The organism is Yersinia sp. 2541 StPb PI, from assembly GCF_052217145.1.
In the GTDB taxonomy this organism is placed as follows: domain Bacteria; phylum Pseudomonadota; class Gammaproteobacteria; order Enterobacterales; family Enterobacteriaceae; genus Yersinia; species Yersinia enterocolitica_E.
The window spans coordinates 2,737,338-2,754,210 of the sequence record NZ_JAZGQB010000001.1 but is presented as its reverse complement, the minus strand read 5'-3'; the positions used below and the strand labels follow the sequence as shown (position 1 = coordinate 2,754,210).

Below are 16,873 nucleotides of genomic sequence, written 5' to 3'. Positions count from 1 at the left end.
ATCTGTTGCGGGAAGCTTACTATGCTTGGTACCAAAAATCATCCTTACTTTATTATTGCACCAGATTATAAAGAATCGTCCTCAGGAATTCAGGTTATGCATCGGCTTTGCCACTTAATTAATGAGTGTGGTGGCACTGCATATATTACAGGTTGCTCTGAGGTTAATCCAAATTGGAACACCCCACTGCTGAGCGAAGAAGTATATGAGCAGCATGTGAATAACTGCATTGGCGTATATCCTGATGTTGTTTCTGGTAATCCGCTGTCGGCACCCGTTTGTGTTAGGTATATGCTTAACCGTGAAGGTGTTATCAACGGCAATCCTATCTTGGAAAATAGTGATGACCTCTTTTTTTTCTATCGAGGTGAATTTGCAGACCAGGAAGTCGGTCATGACTTATTAACATTACCTGTAATTGATTTAAATTTATTCTGTGATGAGGGTTATGTCCGGGATATGACATTACTCAATCTGAATCGTATTCCATTGAGCTGTATAGATTTCTCCCTTTTGCCGAAAGATATTCATATCTTATCCAGTGCTAACCCAGTACCTTTAAGCGAATTAGCGGAAATTCTGAAACGTGGGAAGGTACTTTACTCCTTTGAAGCATCGGGAACATGTGCGCTGGCCGCTCTTTGTGGCTGCCCGGTAGTTGCGAAAGTTGTGGCCGGTTATGAACATTTCGCCATGTCAGAAAAAACACTCGCAGATATGGGGAATGCTGGAATTAGCTGGCATGACGATGAAGAATCTTTAACTAAAGTGAGCAGTGAATTATATAAAGTTCGGGATTTTGTTAAAAATATCGAACTTGATTTCCAAAAGGAGTTTTGTGTTTTCCTCGAGAAAACACAAAATTATGCAAGTCAGAAATTGAGTAATAAAGTCGGTGATGTGAGAGATTGGTTGGAAAGTAAAAAGCCACCAATGTCAGCGTTAAATAAAATACAAGAAAATTATGGGAATGATGTGGGTTATCCTCATTTTCATATTTTTATTATTGATGTGATTGGTGACGGTGAAGCAATCACTAAAACGCTAGAGTCGATAGTGGTCGCAAGAAATAAATATCCCAATATAGAGATTACGGTTATTTCGCCGGTAAGTTTTTCCCTGGCAGTAACACCAAATTGGATTAAAACAGTTTGTGCCGATGATGTCGTTTCAGAAATAAACTCAGTGACCAATGCCACCGATGTTGATTGGATTCAAATGGTTTCGGCCGGTTGTCTCTTTAACGAATATGGAATGGTTAAACTTGGGCTATCTTTGTGCAATGACAATGAGTCGGTTGCGGTTTATTGTGATGAGTTAATTTTTGATGAGCAAGGTAATTGGGGTGGGGCGTTCTTGCCTGAAATTAATCTGGAATTACTGCTTTCGGTACCTAAGTATTTTGCTAAAAGATGGCTGTATCGGAGAGAAATATTTTTGGGGCTAGGAGGGCTAGATAATAATCTGGCTTATGCTTATGAACTGGATTTAATCGTTAGAATAGTATGTGAGAAAGGGACTGAAGCTATCAAGCATGTTCCTGACCCACTGCTATCGGCCGCTATTCCTGTTTTAGAAAGCAGTACAGAGATCATGTCGGTATTGGAACGGTATTTACAGTTATCAGGTTATAGTGATAGCCAGGTGCATTCACCTCTGCCTGGTTGTTATCGATTGATCTATAACCATCCGTCTAATCCGCTTGTGAGTATTTTAATTGTAGCTAATGAGCAGCTAGTTGCATTACAAAAATGTATAACATCTATTTTAGAAAAAACACGTTATAGTCACTATGAACTGATTATTCTTGATAATAATAACACCGATAAACAGATGTCGAATTGGTTAGAGGGTCTGAAGGTTATCGATGTTGAGAAAATTAGAGTAATCCGTTCAGATACAACGTTAAATTACCCATCAGCAAATAATAGAGCAGCTAGCGAGGCCAAAGGAGAATACCTGCAATTACTTGATGTTCATACATTGATCATTCAAGAAAATTGGCTAGATAATTTATTAAATCAGGCTCTGCGCAGTGATATTGGAATGGTTGGCCCAAAAATAATTTCACGAGAGGGGCGGGTTCTATCCGCTGGCTATATTTTGGGGCTTAACGGATTAGCTGATAGTCCTTTTACGCATGAGCGATATGATGCTGTAGGTTATATGCAGCGATTGCAGGTTGAACAATGTGTTAGCGCACTTCCTATGCAATGCTTGCTTATTCGAAAATCTATTTATACACAGTTAAATGGATGTGATGTTCACATCATTGACCCACAAATTAACTCAGTTGAGATGAGTTTACGTTTAACCGATATAGGATATAGGGCTATTTGGACGCCACATGCTACCGTTGTTTTAGATAAATACGATTCATTAAATGTTGAGAAAAACACAGAAAACCCTCAATCAGAAACTGCAATAATAATTAAGGAAAATAAAAACACACTATACCAAAAATGGTGGCCAATTATTGCTTGCGACCCACAACACAATATTAATCTTTCGATGTTTGGGGGCGGTTTTAATATTGAATGGAATAGTGGCCTAACATACCAATCTGTTTATGATAGCTCACAGCCTGTTATTATGGCGCTATACCCGTATAAAAAAAATTCGTATGAAGATCGCCATTCGCGAGTCGAAACCTCATATGTTGAGTTAGCGTCTGCTGGCGCGATTAGTGGGCTAATGGTAGAGACATTACCTTCTTTGGTTGAATTACTACGATATAGACCTGATACGCTTTCAGTAGCACTACCGTTTAAGGTTGAGAGCAGTGATAGTATTCGCAAGTTAAGAGATATTGCTAAAATCTTTATTTTGGCTGACGCCGATGCTTTGGCAATGTATTGTACCTCAGCCAGCTCACTTCAAAATTTACCAATAGAGATTATTAATAATATTTCTGTTGCTGACCGGTTAGTGGTGACGTCTCCTCTATTATGTGAAATATTAAAGACAGTGCATCCAGATGTCGTCTCTGTAAATAGTTATCTCCCTACGTCTTGGCAATATCTCGTGCAAATTGAGACGGAACATAGCAAACCACGTATTGGATGCATTGCTCTAGACTTAATACCAGAAGATATTGATATCCTGCTTGGCGTAATGGAAAATACTTTTCTCGATGTTGATTGGGTCTTCTACGGCGCTTATCCCAAAATTTTAAAACCTTACATCCGTGAGTTTCACCGCAGAGTGCCTAAGGAACAATATGCTGAAAAGCTATTGTCATTGCGACTCGATTTGGCTGTTGTACCACGAGCAGACCTATTCAAGAATCGATGTGGTAATAATATGAGAATCTTAGAACATGGTGCTTGCGGAGTACCTGTAATTTGCAGTGATATCGTGAGCCATCGATGTAATTTACCGATTACGTTAGTGAAGAATAAAAAGAATGCATGGATTGAAAGTATTCGTTCTCACTGTGAGAATAAAATTAATTGCAGAACTAAAGGATCGCAATTACAGCATAAAATACAGAGTGAGTGGATCTTGACAGGTAGCAATCTTGAACAATGGCTCAATATCTATTTACCTTATGCTTGATAAGTAAAATCGGGGTTACTCCCCGATTTTAAATATTATAATTTCAAGTATAAAGTGTCGCCAGAAACGAAGTGATACTTCACCCGATGATGCTTTTTAAGTCTATCACCGGCAAGTTTTGGTCCATCACCGAATGCCCAATTATAGTCATCAATTAACACCCAGCCGCCATCATTCATCAAGGGTAACCATAAGTTTATATCTTGTTGTACTTCTTCAAACTTATGGTTGCCATCGATATGTAGGATAGAAATTTTACCAGAGATAGACACGGACCCTAACTCTGGGCTAACTATCTCTTTCTGTCGTGCACAGGCTTGGTAGGTTGCACATGCAATCGCTGATGGCTGGCGTAAATAGTTAATATTACTTAAGCCCGAAACTGAAGCAATAAATCCGGAGAATATTTCATGCCAACGAGCCTGATCAGCCGATTCATTAACTAAAGTGGCAGATACCCCTTGGTCTTGTGCCGACTTATCATGCCAAGGATCAACACAAATTATATTACCCAACTGATGTTTTTGCGCCAACCAAGCTAATGCATATGCGGAGCGGCCAAAGAATGTGCCTATTTCGACGATATCACCCGGCACCGCACTCCTGGCAATTTCAGCCAGAACCATGAGTTTATGCTCATCACTTTGGCCAGGGATATCTAAATAATTCAGGTATAAATTCGCATAGTAGTTCTGTGGCAGGGGGGCTGATTTTTCTGGTAGGTCGCAAATATGACTTTTTAAACAGGCCTCAGCCCATATAAAAGCTCGTTCAAATCGTCGGTAACTGGCTTCGAGTGGCGCATCATTACATATTTCAAATTTATATTGCGGTGCTAACTCCTCTTTTAGTTTATGTAAATAATGCCAGATGACGGGGTGGGGGGTAAACACATAACCTATGGATTCTTTTACTAACAGGCTGACAAAGTGATCTTTAAAACTTAAATTAGTAATATAAGGTAACTGATGGCTGCCTTTGCTTATATTTTCGTCTTGTTCTGATGTGGCGTTTATAACATGTAAGCCTAAACGTTCCGCTGTCAGTGAGAACGTTCTTGATTCAGGCATGTTACTGGGGAAAATAAGTAAACTTTTATTCATTTTAATAGCCTTAGCGATAACTTTTAATATTATTTAGTTTCATTATCACAGAGGCTTTTTACTACCTTGCATAATGATTTTTTCCAGTCCGATCTTTCTATTCCCAGATTGAGCAACTTACTGCAATCCAGTAATGAGTACTGCGGACGTTTAGCCGGTGTAGGGTATTCAGACGTTGTTATTTTCTCGATGTAGGGTCTGGTCAGTAGCCAATTATCACTCACTGCAATATCGAAGATTAACTCTGAAAATTCATACCAAGATACATCACTTGCGCCACAGTAATTATAAATACCTTGGGCTTGTGGGTGGTTTTGAATCAGCTCAATAATGGTTTGAGCCAGATCACCGGCGTAAGTTGGGCATCCTCGTTGGTCATGAATGATAGTCAAATGCTGTCTCTCTTGGCCAAGCTTCAGCATGGTTTTGACAAAGTTATTGCCATATTCACTGAATACCCAAGACGTTCTGATGATTACTGCATTAGTTAAGATAGACTCGATGGCTTGTTCACCTGCGAGTTTTGTCTTACCGTAAACATTAACTGGCGTGGGAATATCGACTTCACTATAGGGCGTTGATTGAGAACCATCAAAAATATAATCCGTTGAGATATGGATTAAGCGTGCCTGGTGCTCTTTTGCAGCTAAGGCTAAGAATTTCGCACCCTGAGCGTTAACTTTCTCAGCCTGTAGCGATTCACTTTCTGCTTTGTCGACGGCGGTGTAGGCGGCGGCATTAATAATTATGTCGGGTGAACATTGAGCAACCCTCTGCATGACTTGTTGTTTATCTGTAATATCCAGTAGCCCTGAATCCATCACATCGAGATGCCATTGTTGAGGAATGCGATCTTGTATACAGCGGCCGAGTTGTCCGTTTGCCCCAGTTAGTAGGATTTTCATTAGAACAATGCCTGCAAACAATGGCCATTCTTGTCTTTCTCGGATAACAAGGGATTGCTTATTGGCCAGTCAATATTAATAGTATGGTCATTCCAGAGTAGGCATCCTTCATCTTGGGGGGTGTAATAATCGGTACATTTGTATTCCAGGTCCGCTATATCTGAGAGAACTGCGAATCCATGAGCAAGGCCTGGCGGTATCCACAACTGAGATTTATTATCTTCAGATAAAATAATACCTTCCCACTGGCCAAATGTGGGAGAAGCAGGACGAATATCAACGGCTACATCAAAAACCTCGCCGCGAACAACTCTGACAAGTTTTCCTTGTGGATTTGTTTTTTGGAAATGAAGTCCTCGCAGTACCCCTTTTCCTGAGCGTGAATAATTATCCTGTACAAACTCAAGGTCTATATCCAGCATTTCCCTGTAGCGATTCTTCTCAAACGTTTCCAGAAAAAAACCACGTGGATCCCCAAAAACAGTTGGTGTAATTATTTTGACATCATGAATTTTTGTATTGGTTACTTTCATATTTCACCATTGCTTTGATGTGCTGTGGTAACACAATTTTCCCCGTTGAGGTAACGCAGCATTGTTATGCATTTGTATCTATTAAGGTTAAATAGGAAAAGCTTATTGGGAAATAGTAGCCCTTATGGATAATTTTAGCATATTAGCAATGCGATATTATTCATACCAATCAGTGGAATAAGAGTAAGAATAGGGTCTATTTAGGCGATTAAGAATGATGAGTAATGTGTAACATTAAGTTGCTATAACGCAGTAGTGGTATTCCACGCTAAAAATAAATACATAAATCAAATAACACCTCTTTTCTGCTCCTATTCCGGCGATTGGTTATTCACTATCACCGGATAATAGATACGATAACATTCTCATTGTAGGTATTTGTCACTGTGAGCGATCTGTATACCGCTGAAGGCATCATCGACAAAAATTCCCTCTGGCAACGCTATGTTCCTTTGGTTCGCCATGAGGCACTGCGTTTGCAGGTTCGCCTGCCGGCCAGCGTGGAGTTGGATGATTTGTTGCAGGCTGGAGGTATTGGTCTGCTGAATGCTGTCGAGCGTTATGACGCTTTGCAAGGGACTGCGTTTACCACTTATGCGGTACAGCGTATACGGGGTGCCATGCTAGATGAACTGCGTAGTCGAGATTGGGCTCCACGCAGTGTGCGGCGTAATGCACGTGAAGTAGCCAGTGCCATGCAACAGGTTGAACAACGGGTGGGGCGCCCTGCAACTGAGCAGGAAGTAGCGCAAATTCTTGATATTAATTTGGCGGAGTACCGTCAGATTTTGTTGGATACCAACAATAGCCAGCTTTTCTCCTATGACGAATGGCGGGAAGAGCATGGTGAAAGTGTCGAACCCCTGCTGGAAGGGCATGAGGATGCCAATCCATTGCAACATTTGTTGGAAGGAAATCTGCGTCAACGCGTGATTGAAGCGATCGAGGCATTGCCGGAACGCGAAAAGATGGTGCTGACGTTGTATTACCAGGAAGAGCTGAACCTGAAAGAAATCGGAGCGGTGCTTGAGGTCGGGGAGTCCCGCGTCAGCCAGCTTCATAGCCAGGCGATAAAACGCTTACGCGCCCGCCTGAATAACGACTCTTAATTCACTTCCGCTCAGTGATATCACAGTTTCTATTTTATTAATGCAGGTCTTCTTATGCCAGGACTTCAGTTAAAAAAACGGCCACTGAGCCGTTATTTAAAAGATTATAAACACGGCCAAACCCATTGTTCACATTGTCATAAAGAACTTGACCGTATGGCTTTGGTTTTCCGTGGACAAATCATTAATAAAGAAGCTATCTCCGGTATGGATCAGCCCATTGACGATCAAGTATGGTCAAAGCTTCAGCATGAGTTGACTGCATTATGTCGTTTTTGCAGCGAAATATATTGTAATAGCACGCCCGGTTATTTCGATATTATGGCGTTCAAGCAATATTTATTTGAACAAACTGAGATGAGCCATAGTACTGTTCGCGAATATGTTGTGCGCCTACGTCGTCTGGATGAAATGTTGGTTGCCACTAATTATCCGGCCGAAAAGTTTGCCAGTGAGACCATGCATCAGCGCATTATTGATGAGTTGCCTAATGCGGCGCATAACAATTATCGTATTGCCTTGCGTAAATATGATCAGTATCTGGAATGGCAAAAAAATTACTGAGACTAGTACGTGCATTCAGGCAGTTGAGAAAACTCTGTATTTTCGCTAACAAAGTCGCGAGTGTAACGCGAAACCCTTCAGTCATTATTTTACGCCCGGCAAGGTTCCCCGTGCCGGGTTAATACCCTTCATTCTGTACCCTGTAGAGGTGTTAGCTACCCTCGTTCCCTCGAATGACTGACTTGATTAAGCTGAGTAGTGCCGCCCTCTATAGCTTGAAATCGCTGAGTATCGTCTATTTATTCCGCATATTACGTTATTCCCCTGCGCTATCGTCAACGACATCTATAATAAAAATAAGTGATTATTGGTGTTACATCTGATAAATCTATATTTCCTCTTGGTACTTGCAGCCGCAGGGGTTAGTTACATTGACTTATCCGTACCTACCTACACGCCAAGTTCGTTGGGCAACAGTTGACTTATTAATTCCCTGGGGGATCCGTGACGTTTCAACACAAACTGACGCAATTTCCGCGTCTAGATCTGGTCGGCAATCCGACGCCATTGGAAAAACTATCTCGACTCTCCGATTATCTGGGGCGTGAAATTTATATCAAACGTGATGATGTAACACCTCTGGCATTAGGGGGGAACAAATTGCGTAAGTTAGAGTTTTTGGCAGCAGATGCGTTAAGTCAGGGCGCGGATACGCTGGTTACCGCGGGCGCTATTCAGTCTAATCATGTCCGCCAAACAGCAGCAGTTGCGGCGAAATTGGGGCTGCGTTGTGTCGCATTGCTTGAAAACCCGATTGGCACGGCACAGGAAAATTATCTGACCAACGGTAATCGGTTGCTATTGGATCTATTTAACGTAGAAGTAGTGATGTGCGACGGGTTACATGACCCGAACCAACAATTGGCTGAGCTGGCAACCCGTCTGGAGGCTCAGGGCTTTCGGCCGTATGTGGTGCCGGTTGGTGGTTCTAATGCCTTAGGCGCTTTAGGTTATGTGCAATGTGCATTAGAGATTGCGGCTCAGTCGGCTGGGAATGTCACTTTTAGCTCGGTGGTGGTGGCATCGGGTAGTGCGGGCACCCACGCAGGTCTGGCAGTAGGGTTGCAACAATTATTGCCTGATGCCGAGTTGATTGGGGTGACCGTATCGCGTAAAGCCGATGAGCAACGCCCTAAAGTGGCGCATATTCAGCAAGAGTTAGCTGCGTCCCTGGGGATTACTGGGGAGCAGGCAGAAATTATCTTGTGGGATGATTATTTCGCCCCGCAATATGGCATGCCGAACGATGAAGGGTTGGCAGCTATTGGGCTGTTGGCAAGGCTTGAAGGTGTACTGCTCGATCCGGTGTATACCGGCAAGGCGATGGCGGGTTTACTGGATGGTCTTGCGCAGAAAAAGTTTCGCGATGAGGGTCCAATTCTGTTTATCCACACCGGTGGTGCACCCGCATTGTTTGCTTATCATCCACGGGTGTAACCTTTAGTTATTGCTTATTCCGTTTATAGCTATCGTTATTAGTTTATATTCCTTTATTCCATTAACAGCACTGATAAAGTGCTGAATATCAAAAAATAAACATGACAGTCGGGGTATTTATGGGTTTTTCAATTGTTCGTCGCCGGTTAGTTCTGGGCATGGTGGCAGTCGCACTGGCAACAGGCTTGAATGTGAAGTCTTATGCTGCAGGTGATTTGCTGAGTCAGGTCAAAGATCGAGGAACTCTGATTGTTGGGCTAGAGGGCACTTATCCGCCGTTCAGTTTCCAAGGTGAAGATGGGAAACTCACTGGGTTTGAAGTGGATTTTGCTAATGCATTAGCAGAACACATGGGCGTTAAGGCCAAAATCACCCCGACTAAATGGGATGGCATGTTGGCTTCATTGGAGTCCAAGCGTATTGATGTGGCGATTAACCAAGTCACCATTTCTGAAGAGCGTAAGAAAAAATATGATTTCTCAACGCCTTATACCATTTCTGGTATTCAGGTGCTGACTAAGAAAGGTAACGAAGGTAACTTCACTAAACCTGAAGATTTGCAAGGCAAGAAAGTCGGTGTTGGCTTGGGTAGTAACTACGAACAATGGTTACGTGACAACCTGAAAGGTGTTGATATTCGTACCTATGATGATGACCCAACTAAATATCAGGATCTGCGTGTAGGCCGTACGGACGCCATTTTGGTTGACCGTTTAGCTGCATTGGATCTGGTAAAGAAAACCAATGGTACTCTTGCTGTTGCAGGCCCGGCGTTTGCTCGTCAGGAGTCTGGCGTAGCATTGCGTAAGAACAACCCAGAGTTGTTAGCGGCAATCAATCAGGCGATCACTGAGATGCAAAAAGATGGCACGTTGGCCAAAATCTCTGAGAAATATTTTGGTGCGGACGTAACTAAATAATGCAAGAAAGTATTCAATTGGTGCTGGATTCAGCACCATTTTTATTGAAAGGTGCCTGGTTTACCCTCCAGCTCAGTCTGGGGGGGATGTTTTTTGGTCTGGCATTAGGTTTTATGTTGGCCATGATGCGGTTATCTCGTTTCTTGCCGTTATCACTCCTTTCTCGTTTCTATGTCTCCATTTTCCGTGGTACTCCATTAATAGCTCAGCTATTTATGATCTATTATGGTCTGCCACAGTTCGGCATTGAACTGGATCCGATGCCTGCTGCATTGATCGGTCTATCACTTAATACCGCCGCTTATACATCTGAGACATTGCGTGCTGCTATTTCGTCAATTGAGAAAGGGCAGTGGGAAGCTGCGGCCAGTATCGGTATGACACGTTGGCAGACACTTTATCGGGTGATATTGCCGCAAGCCGGGCGCACCGCATTACCTCCGCTAGGGAACAGTTTTATCGGTCTGGTAAAAGATACCTCTTTGGCGGCGACTATCCAGGTTCCTGAACTTTTCCGTCAGGCGCAATTGGTCACTTCTCGTACATTGGAAGTTTTCACTATGTATCTGGCGGCCTCGTTGATTTATTGGGTCATGGCGACATTGTTGTCAGCATTACAAAATCGGCTGGAAGCCCATGTTAATCGTCAGGATCAGGAGTAGCCATGAGTGCCATAGACATTAAACAACTGACCAAACAGTTTAAAGGTCAGCAGGTGCTGCACGGTATCTCACTTGAAGTAAATAGCGGTGAAGTGGTGGCGATCATCGGGCCGAGTGGCTCAGGTAAAACGACTTTATTGCGCAGTATTAATCTACTGGAGGTCCCTGATTCAGGGATTATTCGTGTCGGTGATATTGAGATTGATGGCAGCATACCTATCAGCAAGCAGCAACGTCAGGTGCGTGCACTGCGCCAACAGGTCGGGTTTGTGTTTCAGAGCTTCAATTTGTTTCCACACCGTTCGGTGCTGGAGAATATTATTGAAGGGCCGGTTATTGTTAAAGGCGAAAAGCGAGCCTCTGCGGAGAAACGTGCTCGTGAACTGCTGGCAAAAGTAGGGCTAAGTGGGAAAGAAGATGCTTACCCACGCCGTTTATCCGGTGGTCAGCAGCAGCGGGTTGCCATAGCACGAGCATTAGCGATGCAACCACAGGTTATTCTGTTTGATGAACCGACGTCAGCGTTAGATCCTGAACTGGTGGGGGAGGTTCTCAACACTATCCGCGCACTGGCTGAGGAAAAACGCACCATGGTGATTGTGACGCATGAAATGAGCTTTGCCCGCGATGTGGCTGACAGGGCTATTTTTATGGATCACGGACGGATTGTTGAGCAAGGTCCAGCAAAAGAGTTATTTGCTCATCCGCAGCATGAGCGTACTCGGTTATTCCTTGATAAGTTCCTGAACAATCACTGAGTCATTTACTGCGAAGCTGATAGCCAAATTCAGCGAAATAGGGGGCACTTTTGGGCCCCCAGTTTTATCAAATCATCTTACAAAAAGGCTTCCAGCTTAAGGCGAAGCGCGGTAGCTTTAACTTCCTTCATCTGCCCATGGCCCGGTAATACTTTTTGTTCGACGGTGACCAACCCTGCTTTTTTCAAAATAGCCACATCGCGGGTGACGGCACTGCGATCCCTTTTTAAACGGGTTGAAAGGGAGGTGATAGAGCCAGGGTGCATTTTTACCGCCCGCAGCAGAACAATGCGCGCAGCACTTAATATCCGCACCATCGCTAATGGGTCTTCAAAGGTAATAGTGTGTTCTTCAGGTAAGGCTTTCCCTGCATCTGCCAGAACCGCGAGTTGTTTGCCTCGTTTGAAAAAATCATCTTCCGTTGCTGTTTTGATGACCAGTTTGTCCATTAACTTCTCCTTAATGAAGTCCAATCCTTCTGAAAGCAATCCTCTATCTGTTCAAAGCTGACAAAATCAACTGCTTCAATGCCACCTAAGTAATGGCGATGGTGAAAACCATGCGCATTGTCGTAACCTATTACGCGACCATTATCACCCAGTGATAAATGGTGATTGATATAGGCTAAATTATAACGGGTGATAGTACCGGCCCGATCAGCCCATATTTCACGGCGTAATTGACCATTACCCCGCCGGTTAGCAATTTGATGAGTCTCATCGACAATCTTTTTATCAGACATGAATATTATTATCACTCCTGAGAAGGGTTGTACATAAGATCTTCACTAAGAAGAAAGCTAGGGGCGTATACAGTTCCGTCATTTGTCTGAATTTATAATGAGTTAATTACCAGGGAAGGCTCAACAGAGTGATGTGAAATATGCGAGAGGCTACCAGAGGAAAATAGTTTCATACCCGTTTTACATCGGGGAATGCGGCACATATCGAATAATAACCCGTCAGTTGCGACCGGAGTCTACGTAAAGAATAAGGTCCCGAAGGACCTTATTGGTGCAGGCACTCTAAGTGCGAAAAAGAGTGAGCTTAGTTAGCTAGCCGATGGTCATCAGGCTGGCATTTCCTCCCGCAGCGGCGGTATTCACACTCAGTGAGTGCTCAATCAGCAGACGTTCCAGCAGTATATTTGTTTCACCACGGGCGAAGCCCTGTACCGAGACAATTGGCCCCTCAATTTGCGCTATCTGCTCACACAAGGTGCGCAATTGATCAGCATCACCGTGATAGATAACGGCATCAAACGGTACGTTGGCGGTTTGCCAGTCATGGGTAAGGGTAATTTGGGATTGCACTACCGCCGGTAGCTGGCGCAACAGATCCTTTTGTATCCCCTGTTCTGGCCATAAGATCTCGCAGCCGATTGCCAGAACGGCTGCCAGTTGTATTAGAGCATCAGTGTCATTATCCGCCAGACAAAGAACACGTTCACGTGGTAGTAGGGTATAACTGTTGCGCTCACCGGTTGGCCCAGGCAATAACTGTATGGTGCCACCTTGCGCCAGTTCGCCATAGCGCTGCGCTAAAGGTACTAATTCAGCATATTGTTGTTTGTCAGCCCATTGTATTAGGGCGCGATGGGCTATTTGTAATGCTTCGCGACCAGCCATATTCTGTGGTTGCTCAATATTTTGATGTGCCAGTGTCTTAAGAACTGCATCTTCTGGGCGGCTGCACAACAGGCGATACAGATACAGTGGACCACCCGCTTTAGGGCCGGTTCCTGACAACCCTTCACCACCAAAAGGTTGTACGCCAACCACTGCCCCAACCATATTGCGGTTAACGTAGAGGTTGCCTACCTTAGCTTTTTCAGTGACTTGGGCGATAGTTTCATCAATACGAGTGTGAATGCCCAAGGTTAAACCATAGCCGGATGCGTTGATTTGATCGACTAAGGCGCCAAGGTTCTGACGCTGGAAACGTACCACATGCAGTACCGGCCCGAAGATCTCTTTTTTCAACTCATCAAAGCTATCCAGCTCTATTAATGTTGGCTTAATAAAGGTACCGCGTTGCCACTCGGTTTCGTCCTGACTGTTGGTGCGGGCAGCCTGGTAAACTTTACGCCCTTTGGCGCGCATGGCCTGAATATGGCGCTCAATCCCAGCTTTGGCCTCGGCATCAATCACCGGCCCAATATCTGTAGACAGGCGTTCTGGATTACCCATCCGGCACTCGGCCATCGCGCCACGCAACATTTGCAACGTGTGCTCAGCAACATCATCCTGAATGCAAAGAATACGCAAGGCCGAACAACGTTGGCCCGCGCTGTCAAAGGCTGATGCGACGACATCGGTCACCACCTGTTCCGTCAATGCAGAGGAATCAACAATCATGGCATTGAGGCCACCGGTTTCGGCAATCAGCGGCGTTGGGCGGCCCTGAGGATCAAGGCGGCCTGCGATGCTGCGTTGCAAAATAGCAGCGACTTCGGTTGAGCCGGTAAACATCACGCCGCGCACACGGTTGTCATTGACCAATGTCGCCCCAACGTTGTCGCCTCGTCCTGGTAATAGTTGCAGTACGCCGTGAGGAATACCGGCCTCTAGCAAGATACGTACAGCTTGCGCAGCAATCAGTGGCGTTTGTTCTGCCGGTTTTGCCAAGACACTGTTACCGGCAGCTAATGCTGCGGCAATCTGGCCGGTAAATATTGCCAACGGGAAGTTCCACGGGCTGATACAAACCACAGGGCCAAGAGGGCGGTGGCTATCATTGGAGAAATCGTTTCGTACCATTCCAGCATAATAGTGCAGGAAATCAACAGCTTCACGCACTTCGGCAATGGCATTACTGAAGGTTTTACCCGCCTCTCGTACCAGTATCCCCATCAATGCTTGCATCTGACTTTCCATCAGTTCGGCGGCGCGCACTAAAATAGCCGCACGCTCAGCCGGTGGCGTTGCAAACCAGATAGCCCCCGCGCTGCCAGCCGCATCTAGCGCACGACTGATTTCAGCATCCGTTGTTTCGCGAACGTAACCGACGATATCAGCGGGTTCTGCCGGGTTGATAACGGCTTGCTCTATTAGGTTATCAAGTCCTATACCGTTATCACTTTCTGCGTCAATCATCGGTTCTGCCCGCCATATCTGGCTGGCACTGGTGAGGAGAGCACTGGAGAGCGAGGCCAAACGGTGTTCGTTGGCCAAATCTAATCCGCTGGAATTGGCTCTATCTTTACCGTAGAGGTCGCGTGGTAACGGGATTCGTGGATGAGGCAAACCAAGTTGCCCTTCACTGGCGGCGATGGCTTCTACAGCACTAACAGGATCAGCGACCAGTTCATCCAATGGCAGAGTGGCATCGGCAATGCGATTGACAAACGATGTGTTGGCCCCGTTTTCCAGCAGGCGGCGCACTAGATACGCCAGTAAGGTTTCGTGGGTACCGACCGGAGCGTAAATACGACATGGGCGATTAAGCTTACCCTCGGCAACTTTCCCGACGACTTGTTCATATAGCGGTTCCCCCATGCCATGCAGGCATTGGAACTCATACTGGCCGGGGTAATAATTTTGCCCTGCAAGATGATAGATAGCGGACAAGGTATGCGCGTTATGAGTGGCAAATTGGGGATAAATCAGATTAGGTACGGCCAGTAATTTACGCGCGCAAGCCAGATAAGAGACATCGGTATACACCTTGCGGGTATAAACCGGATAACCTTCTAACCCATCAACTTGAGCGCGTTTAATCTCGCTGTCCCAGTATGCGCCTTTGACTAAGCGAATCATCAGCCGGCGGCGGCTGCGCTGGGCCATATCTATCACGGCATCAATAGTGGCGGGGCAACGTTTTTGGTATGCCTGAATGACGAAACCGATACCATTCCAGCCTGCCAATTTTGGCTCGAAACAGAGTTTTTCCAGCAGATCGAGGGAGATTTCCAGACGATCAGCCTCTTCTGCATCAATGTTAATGCCAATATCATACTGCCGTGCTTGCAAGGTCAACGATAATAGCCGTGGATACAGCTCATCCATTACTCGTTCATATTGAGCACGGCTATAGCGAGGGTGCAGGGCGGACAGCTTAATTGAGATACCTGGCCCTTCATAAATTCCCCTGCCATTTGAGGCTTTGCCGATAGCATGGATTGCTTGTTGATAGGAGAGCAGATAAGCCTGAGCATCTACCTCTGTCAGTGCTGCCTCACCCAACATATCGTAAGAGTAACGGAATCCTTTATCTTCCAGTTTACGGGCGTTCGCCAATGCCTCGGCAATGGTCTCGCCGGTCACAAATTGCTCGCCCATCAGGCGCATCGCCATATCCACACCTTTGCGGATCAATGGCTCACCACCTTTACCGATAATACGATTTAAGGAGCCGGAGAGCTTAGCCTCATTATGAGTAGAGACCAGATGGCCGGTAAAGAGCAGCCCCCAGGTCGCCGCATTGACAAACATCGACGGGCTGCGCCCCAAATGAGAGTGCCAGTTGCCGTTACTGATTTTATCGCGGATCAGTGCATCACGAGTGGGCTTATCAGGAATACGCAGTAGTGCTTCCGCGAGACACATCAATGCCACACCCTCTTGTGAAGAGAGGGAGAACTCTTGCAGTAAGCTTTGCACGATACCCGCGCGACCATTAGCACTCTTCTGGTTACGCAATTTTTCAGCAATGGAATAGGCCAGCTTATGGGTTTCTTGCGCTAAATCGGCCGGTAAACGTGCTTGCTCCAATAACATCGGTATGGCTTCAGTTTCGGGACGACGATAGGCCGCAGTGATGGCCGCACGAGTTACTGATTGTGGTAGCACTTGCTCGGCAAAATCTAAAAATGGTTGATGTGCGCTTTCAGTGACTTGCGGCATAATATCGTCCGTTTCCGCGATAGGGGTCACATGGGGTGTTGGCAATTCGGGTAGCTCACTGCCACTTTCCAGTCGTTCCAAATAGTTAAAAATGGCCTGCTTGATCAGCCAGTGTGGCGTGCGGTCAATACGCTGTGCCGCGCCCTTGATACGGTCGCGTGTTGCTTCATCGAGTTTCACGCCCATTGTGGTGCTACCCATGCTGTCCGGCTCCTTTAATAAGGGGGATTATGATTTGATTCCTGATAATATCAGGCATGTTGCAACTTTGTGCAACCGTGTTAAATCACGGCGTGAATGAAGTGTGAATTCAGTCTTGTTTTTAACAATCGAGCGGGGCGTAGGAGGGATCGAATATTATGTTTAACTAAGGCTAATGCTAACAATGGTAGGCTTTGTGAGGGATTAACCTTAGGTATGACTCATTTTGCAATGGAAGGTGTAACCTCTAACATGGCGTAATGTGATGCAGGGTGAATTT

The 16,873-nt window shown here is 45.2% G+C and carries 13 protein-coding genes; 7 read left to right on the top strand and 6 right to left on the bottom strand.

All coding sequences use genetic code 11. From position 1 onward, the window contains the following. The first annotated feature begins 21 nt into the window (after positions 1 to 21). Entirely contained in the window at positions 22 to 3,558 is a 3,537-nt protein-coding gene (locus V1953_RS12425; RefSeq protein WP_442850989.1) for a glycosyltransferase, read from the top strand. 35 nt (positions 3,559 to 3,593) lie between these two features. On the opposite strand, the gene V1953_RS12420 is transcribed toward V1953_RS12425, so the two are convergent. Genes V1953_RS12420 through rfbC form a run of 3 tightly spaced genes read right to left on the bottom strand, consistent with a single transcriptional unit; the run spans position 3,594 to position 6,099 of the window. Further along, positions 3,594 to 4,661 carry a class I SAM-dependent methyltransferase gene (locus V1953_RS12420; RefSeq protein WP_442850988.1) on the bottom strand — a complete coding sequence of 356 codons (1,068 nt, stop codon included), beginning with the start codon at positions 4,659 to 4,661 and terminating at the stop codon, positions 3,594 to 3,596. A 29-nt stretch (positions 4,662 to 4,690) separates the two neighbouring features. Further along, complete coding sequence (rfbD, locus tag V1953_RS12415) at positions 4,691 to 5,566, bottom strand: dTDP-4-dehydrorhamnose reductase (protein ID WP_442850987.1); 876 nt, start codon at positions 5,564 to 5,566, stop codon at positions 4,691 to 4,693. After that, entirely contained in the window at positions 5,566 to 6,099 is a 534-nt protein-coding gene (gene rfbC / locus V1953_RS12410) for a dTDP-4-dehydrorhamnose 3,5-epimerase (protein WP_372569039.1), read from the bottom strand. Before rfbC ends, rfbD begins: the two co-directional genes overlap by 1 nt. Positions 6,100 to 6,485: 386 nt before the next feature. Here rfbC and V1953_RS12405 point away from each other — a divergent pair, with 386 nt between their 5' ends. The 6 genes from V1953_RS12405 (at position 6,486) to tcyN (ending at position 11,549) form a co-directional block, all read left to right on the top strand. After that, complete coding sequence (locus tag V1953_RS12405; protein ID WP_420073314.1) at positions 6,486 to 7,208, top strand: RNA polymerase sigma factor FliA; 723 nt, start codon at positions 6,486 to 6,488, stop codon at positions 7,206 to 7,208. Between the two features lie 54 nt (positions 7,209 to 7,262). Further along, a complete protein-coding gene (gene fliZ / locus V1953_RS12400; protein ID WP_005189397.1) occupies positions 7,263 to 7,772 on the top strand; it encodes a flagella biosynthesis regulatory protein FliZ in 510 nt (169 codons plus the stop codon). A 444-nt stretch (positions 7,773 to 8,216) separates the two neighbouring features. Continuing rightward, positions 8,217 to 9,209 (top strand): D-cysteine desulfhydrase, encoded by a 993-nt coding sequence (locus V1953_RS12395; protein WP_442850986.1) that lies wholly within the window; start codon positions 8,217 to 8,219, stop codon positions 9,207 to 9,209. A 119-nt stretch (positions 9,210 to 9,328) separates the two neighbouring features. Next, on the top strand, positions 9,329 to 10,129 hold the full coding sequence (gene tcyJ, locus V1953_RS12390) for a cystine ABC transporter substrate-binding protein (protein WP_083159137.1): 801 nt from the start codon (positions 9,329 to 9,331) through the stop codon (positions 10,127 to 10,129). Next, positions 10,129 to 10,791: a cystine ABC transporter permease gene (gene tcyL / locus V1953_RS12385; RefSeq protein ID WP_083159136.1), complete on the top strand. Its 663-nt coding sequence runs from the start codon at positions 10,129 to 10,131 to the stop codon at positions 10,789 to 10,791. The genes tcyJ and tcyL overlap by 1 nt, the downstream gene beginning before the upstream one ends. A gap of 2 nt (positions 10,792 to 10,793) precedes the next feature. Further along, positions 10,794 to 11,549, top strand: coding sequence for an L-cystine ABC transporter ATP-binding protein TcyN (gene tcyN, locus V1953_RS12380; RefSeq protein ID WP_005189402.1), 756 nt, complete (start codon positions 10,794 to 10,796; stop codon positions 11,547 to 11,549). 77 nt (positions 11,550 to 11,626) lie between these two features. Here the strand turns inward: tcyN and V1953_RS12375 are convergent, their stop codons facing one another. The 3 genes from V1953_RS12375 to putA form a co-directional block, all read right to left on the bottom strand. Beyond that, entirely contained in the window at positions 11,627 to 11,998 is a 372-nt protein-coding gene (locus tag V1953_RS12375; protein ID WP_420073313.1) for an HVO_A0114 family putative DNA-binding protein, read from the bottom strand. Further along, positions 11,998 to 12,291, bottom strand: coding sequence for a toxin-antitoxin system TumE family protein (locus tag V1953_RS12370; protein WP_442848773.1), 294 nt, complete (start codon positions 12,289 to 12,291; stop codon positions 11,998 to 12,000). The genes V1953_RS12375 and V1953_RS12370 overlap by 1 nt, the downstream gene beginning before the upstream one ends. A 312-nt stretch (positions 12,292 to 12,603) precedes the next feature. After that, entirely contained in the window at positions 12,604 to 16,593 is a 3,990-nt protein-coding gene (gene putA / locus V1953_RS12365) for a trifunctional transcriptional regulator/proline dehydrogenase/L-glutamate gamma-semialdehyde dehydrogenase (protein WP_420073312.1), read from the bottom strand. Between the last annotated feature and the right edge of the window lie 280 nt (positions 16,594 to 16,873).

Excerpts from the sequence above, each read along its gene's own strand:
- V1953_RS12425 (WP_442850989.1), top strand. The coding sequence starts at position 22 with ATGCTTGGTACCAAAAATCATCCTTACTTTATTATTGCACCAGATTAT.
- V1953_RS12420 (WP_442850988.1), bottom strand. The coding sequence starts at position 4,661 with ATGAATAAAAGTTTACTTATTTTCCCCAGTAACATGCCTGAATCAAGA.
- rfbD (WP_442850987.1), bottom strand. The coding sequence starts at position 5,566 with ATGAAAATCCTACTAACTGGGGCAAACGGACAACTCGGCCGCTGTATA.
- rfbC (WP_372569039.1), bottom strand. The coding sequence starts at position 6,099 with ATGAAAGTAACCAATACAAAAATTCATGATGTCAAAATAATTACACCA.
- fliZ (WP_005189397.1), top strand. The coding sequence starts at position 7,263 with ATGCCAGGACTTCAGTTAAAAAAACGGCCACTGAGCCGTTATTTAAAA.
- tcyJ (WP_083159137.1), top strand. The coding sequence starts at position 9,329 with ATGGGTTTTTCAATTGTTCGTCGCCGGTTAGTTCTGGGCATGGTGGCA.
- tcyL (WP_083159136.1), top strand. The coding sequence starts at position 10,129 with ATGCAAGAAAGTATTCAATTGGTGCTGGATTCAGCACCATTTTTATTG.
- tcyN (WP_005189402.1), top strand. The coding sequence starts at position 10,794 with ATGAGTGCCATAGACATTAAACAACTGACCAAACAGTTTAAAGGTCAG.
- V1953_RS12375 (WP_420073313.1), bottom strand. The coding sequence starts at position 11,998 with ATGGACAAACTGGTCATCAAAACAGCAACGGAAGATGATTTTTTCAAA.
- V1953_RS12370 (WP_442848773.1), bottom strand. The coding sequence starts at position 12,291 with ATGTCTGATAAAAAGATTGTCGATGAGACTCATCAAATTGCTAACCGG.
- putA (WP_420073312.1), bottom strand. The coding sequence starts at position 16,593 with ATGGGTAGCACCACAATGGGCGTGAAACTCGATGAAGCAACACGCGAC.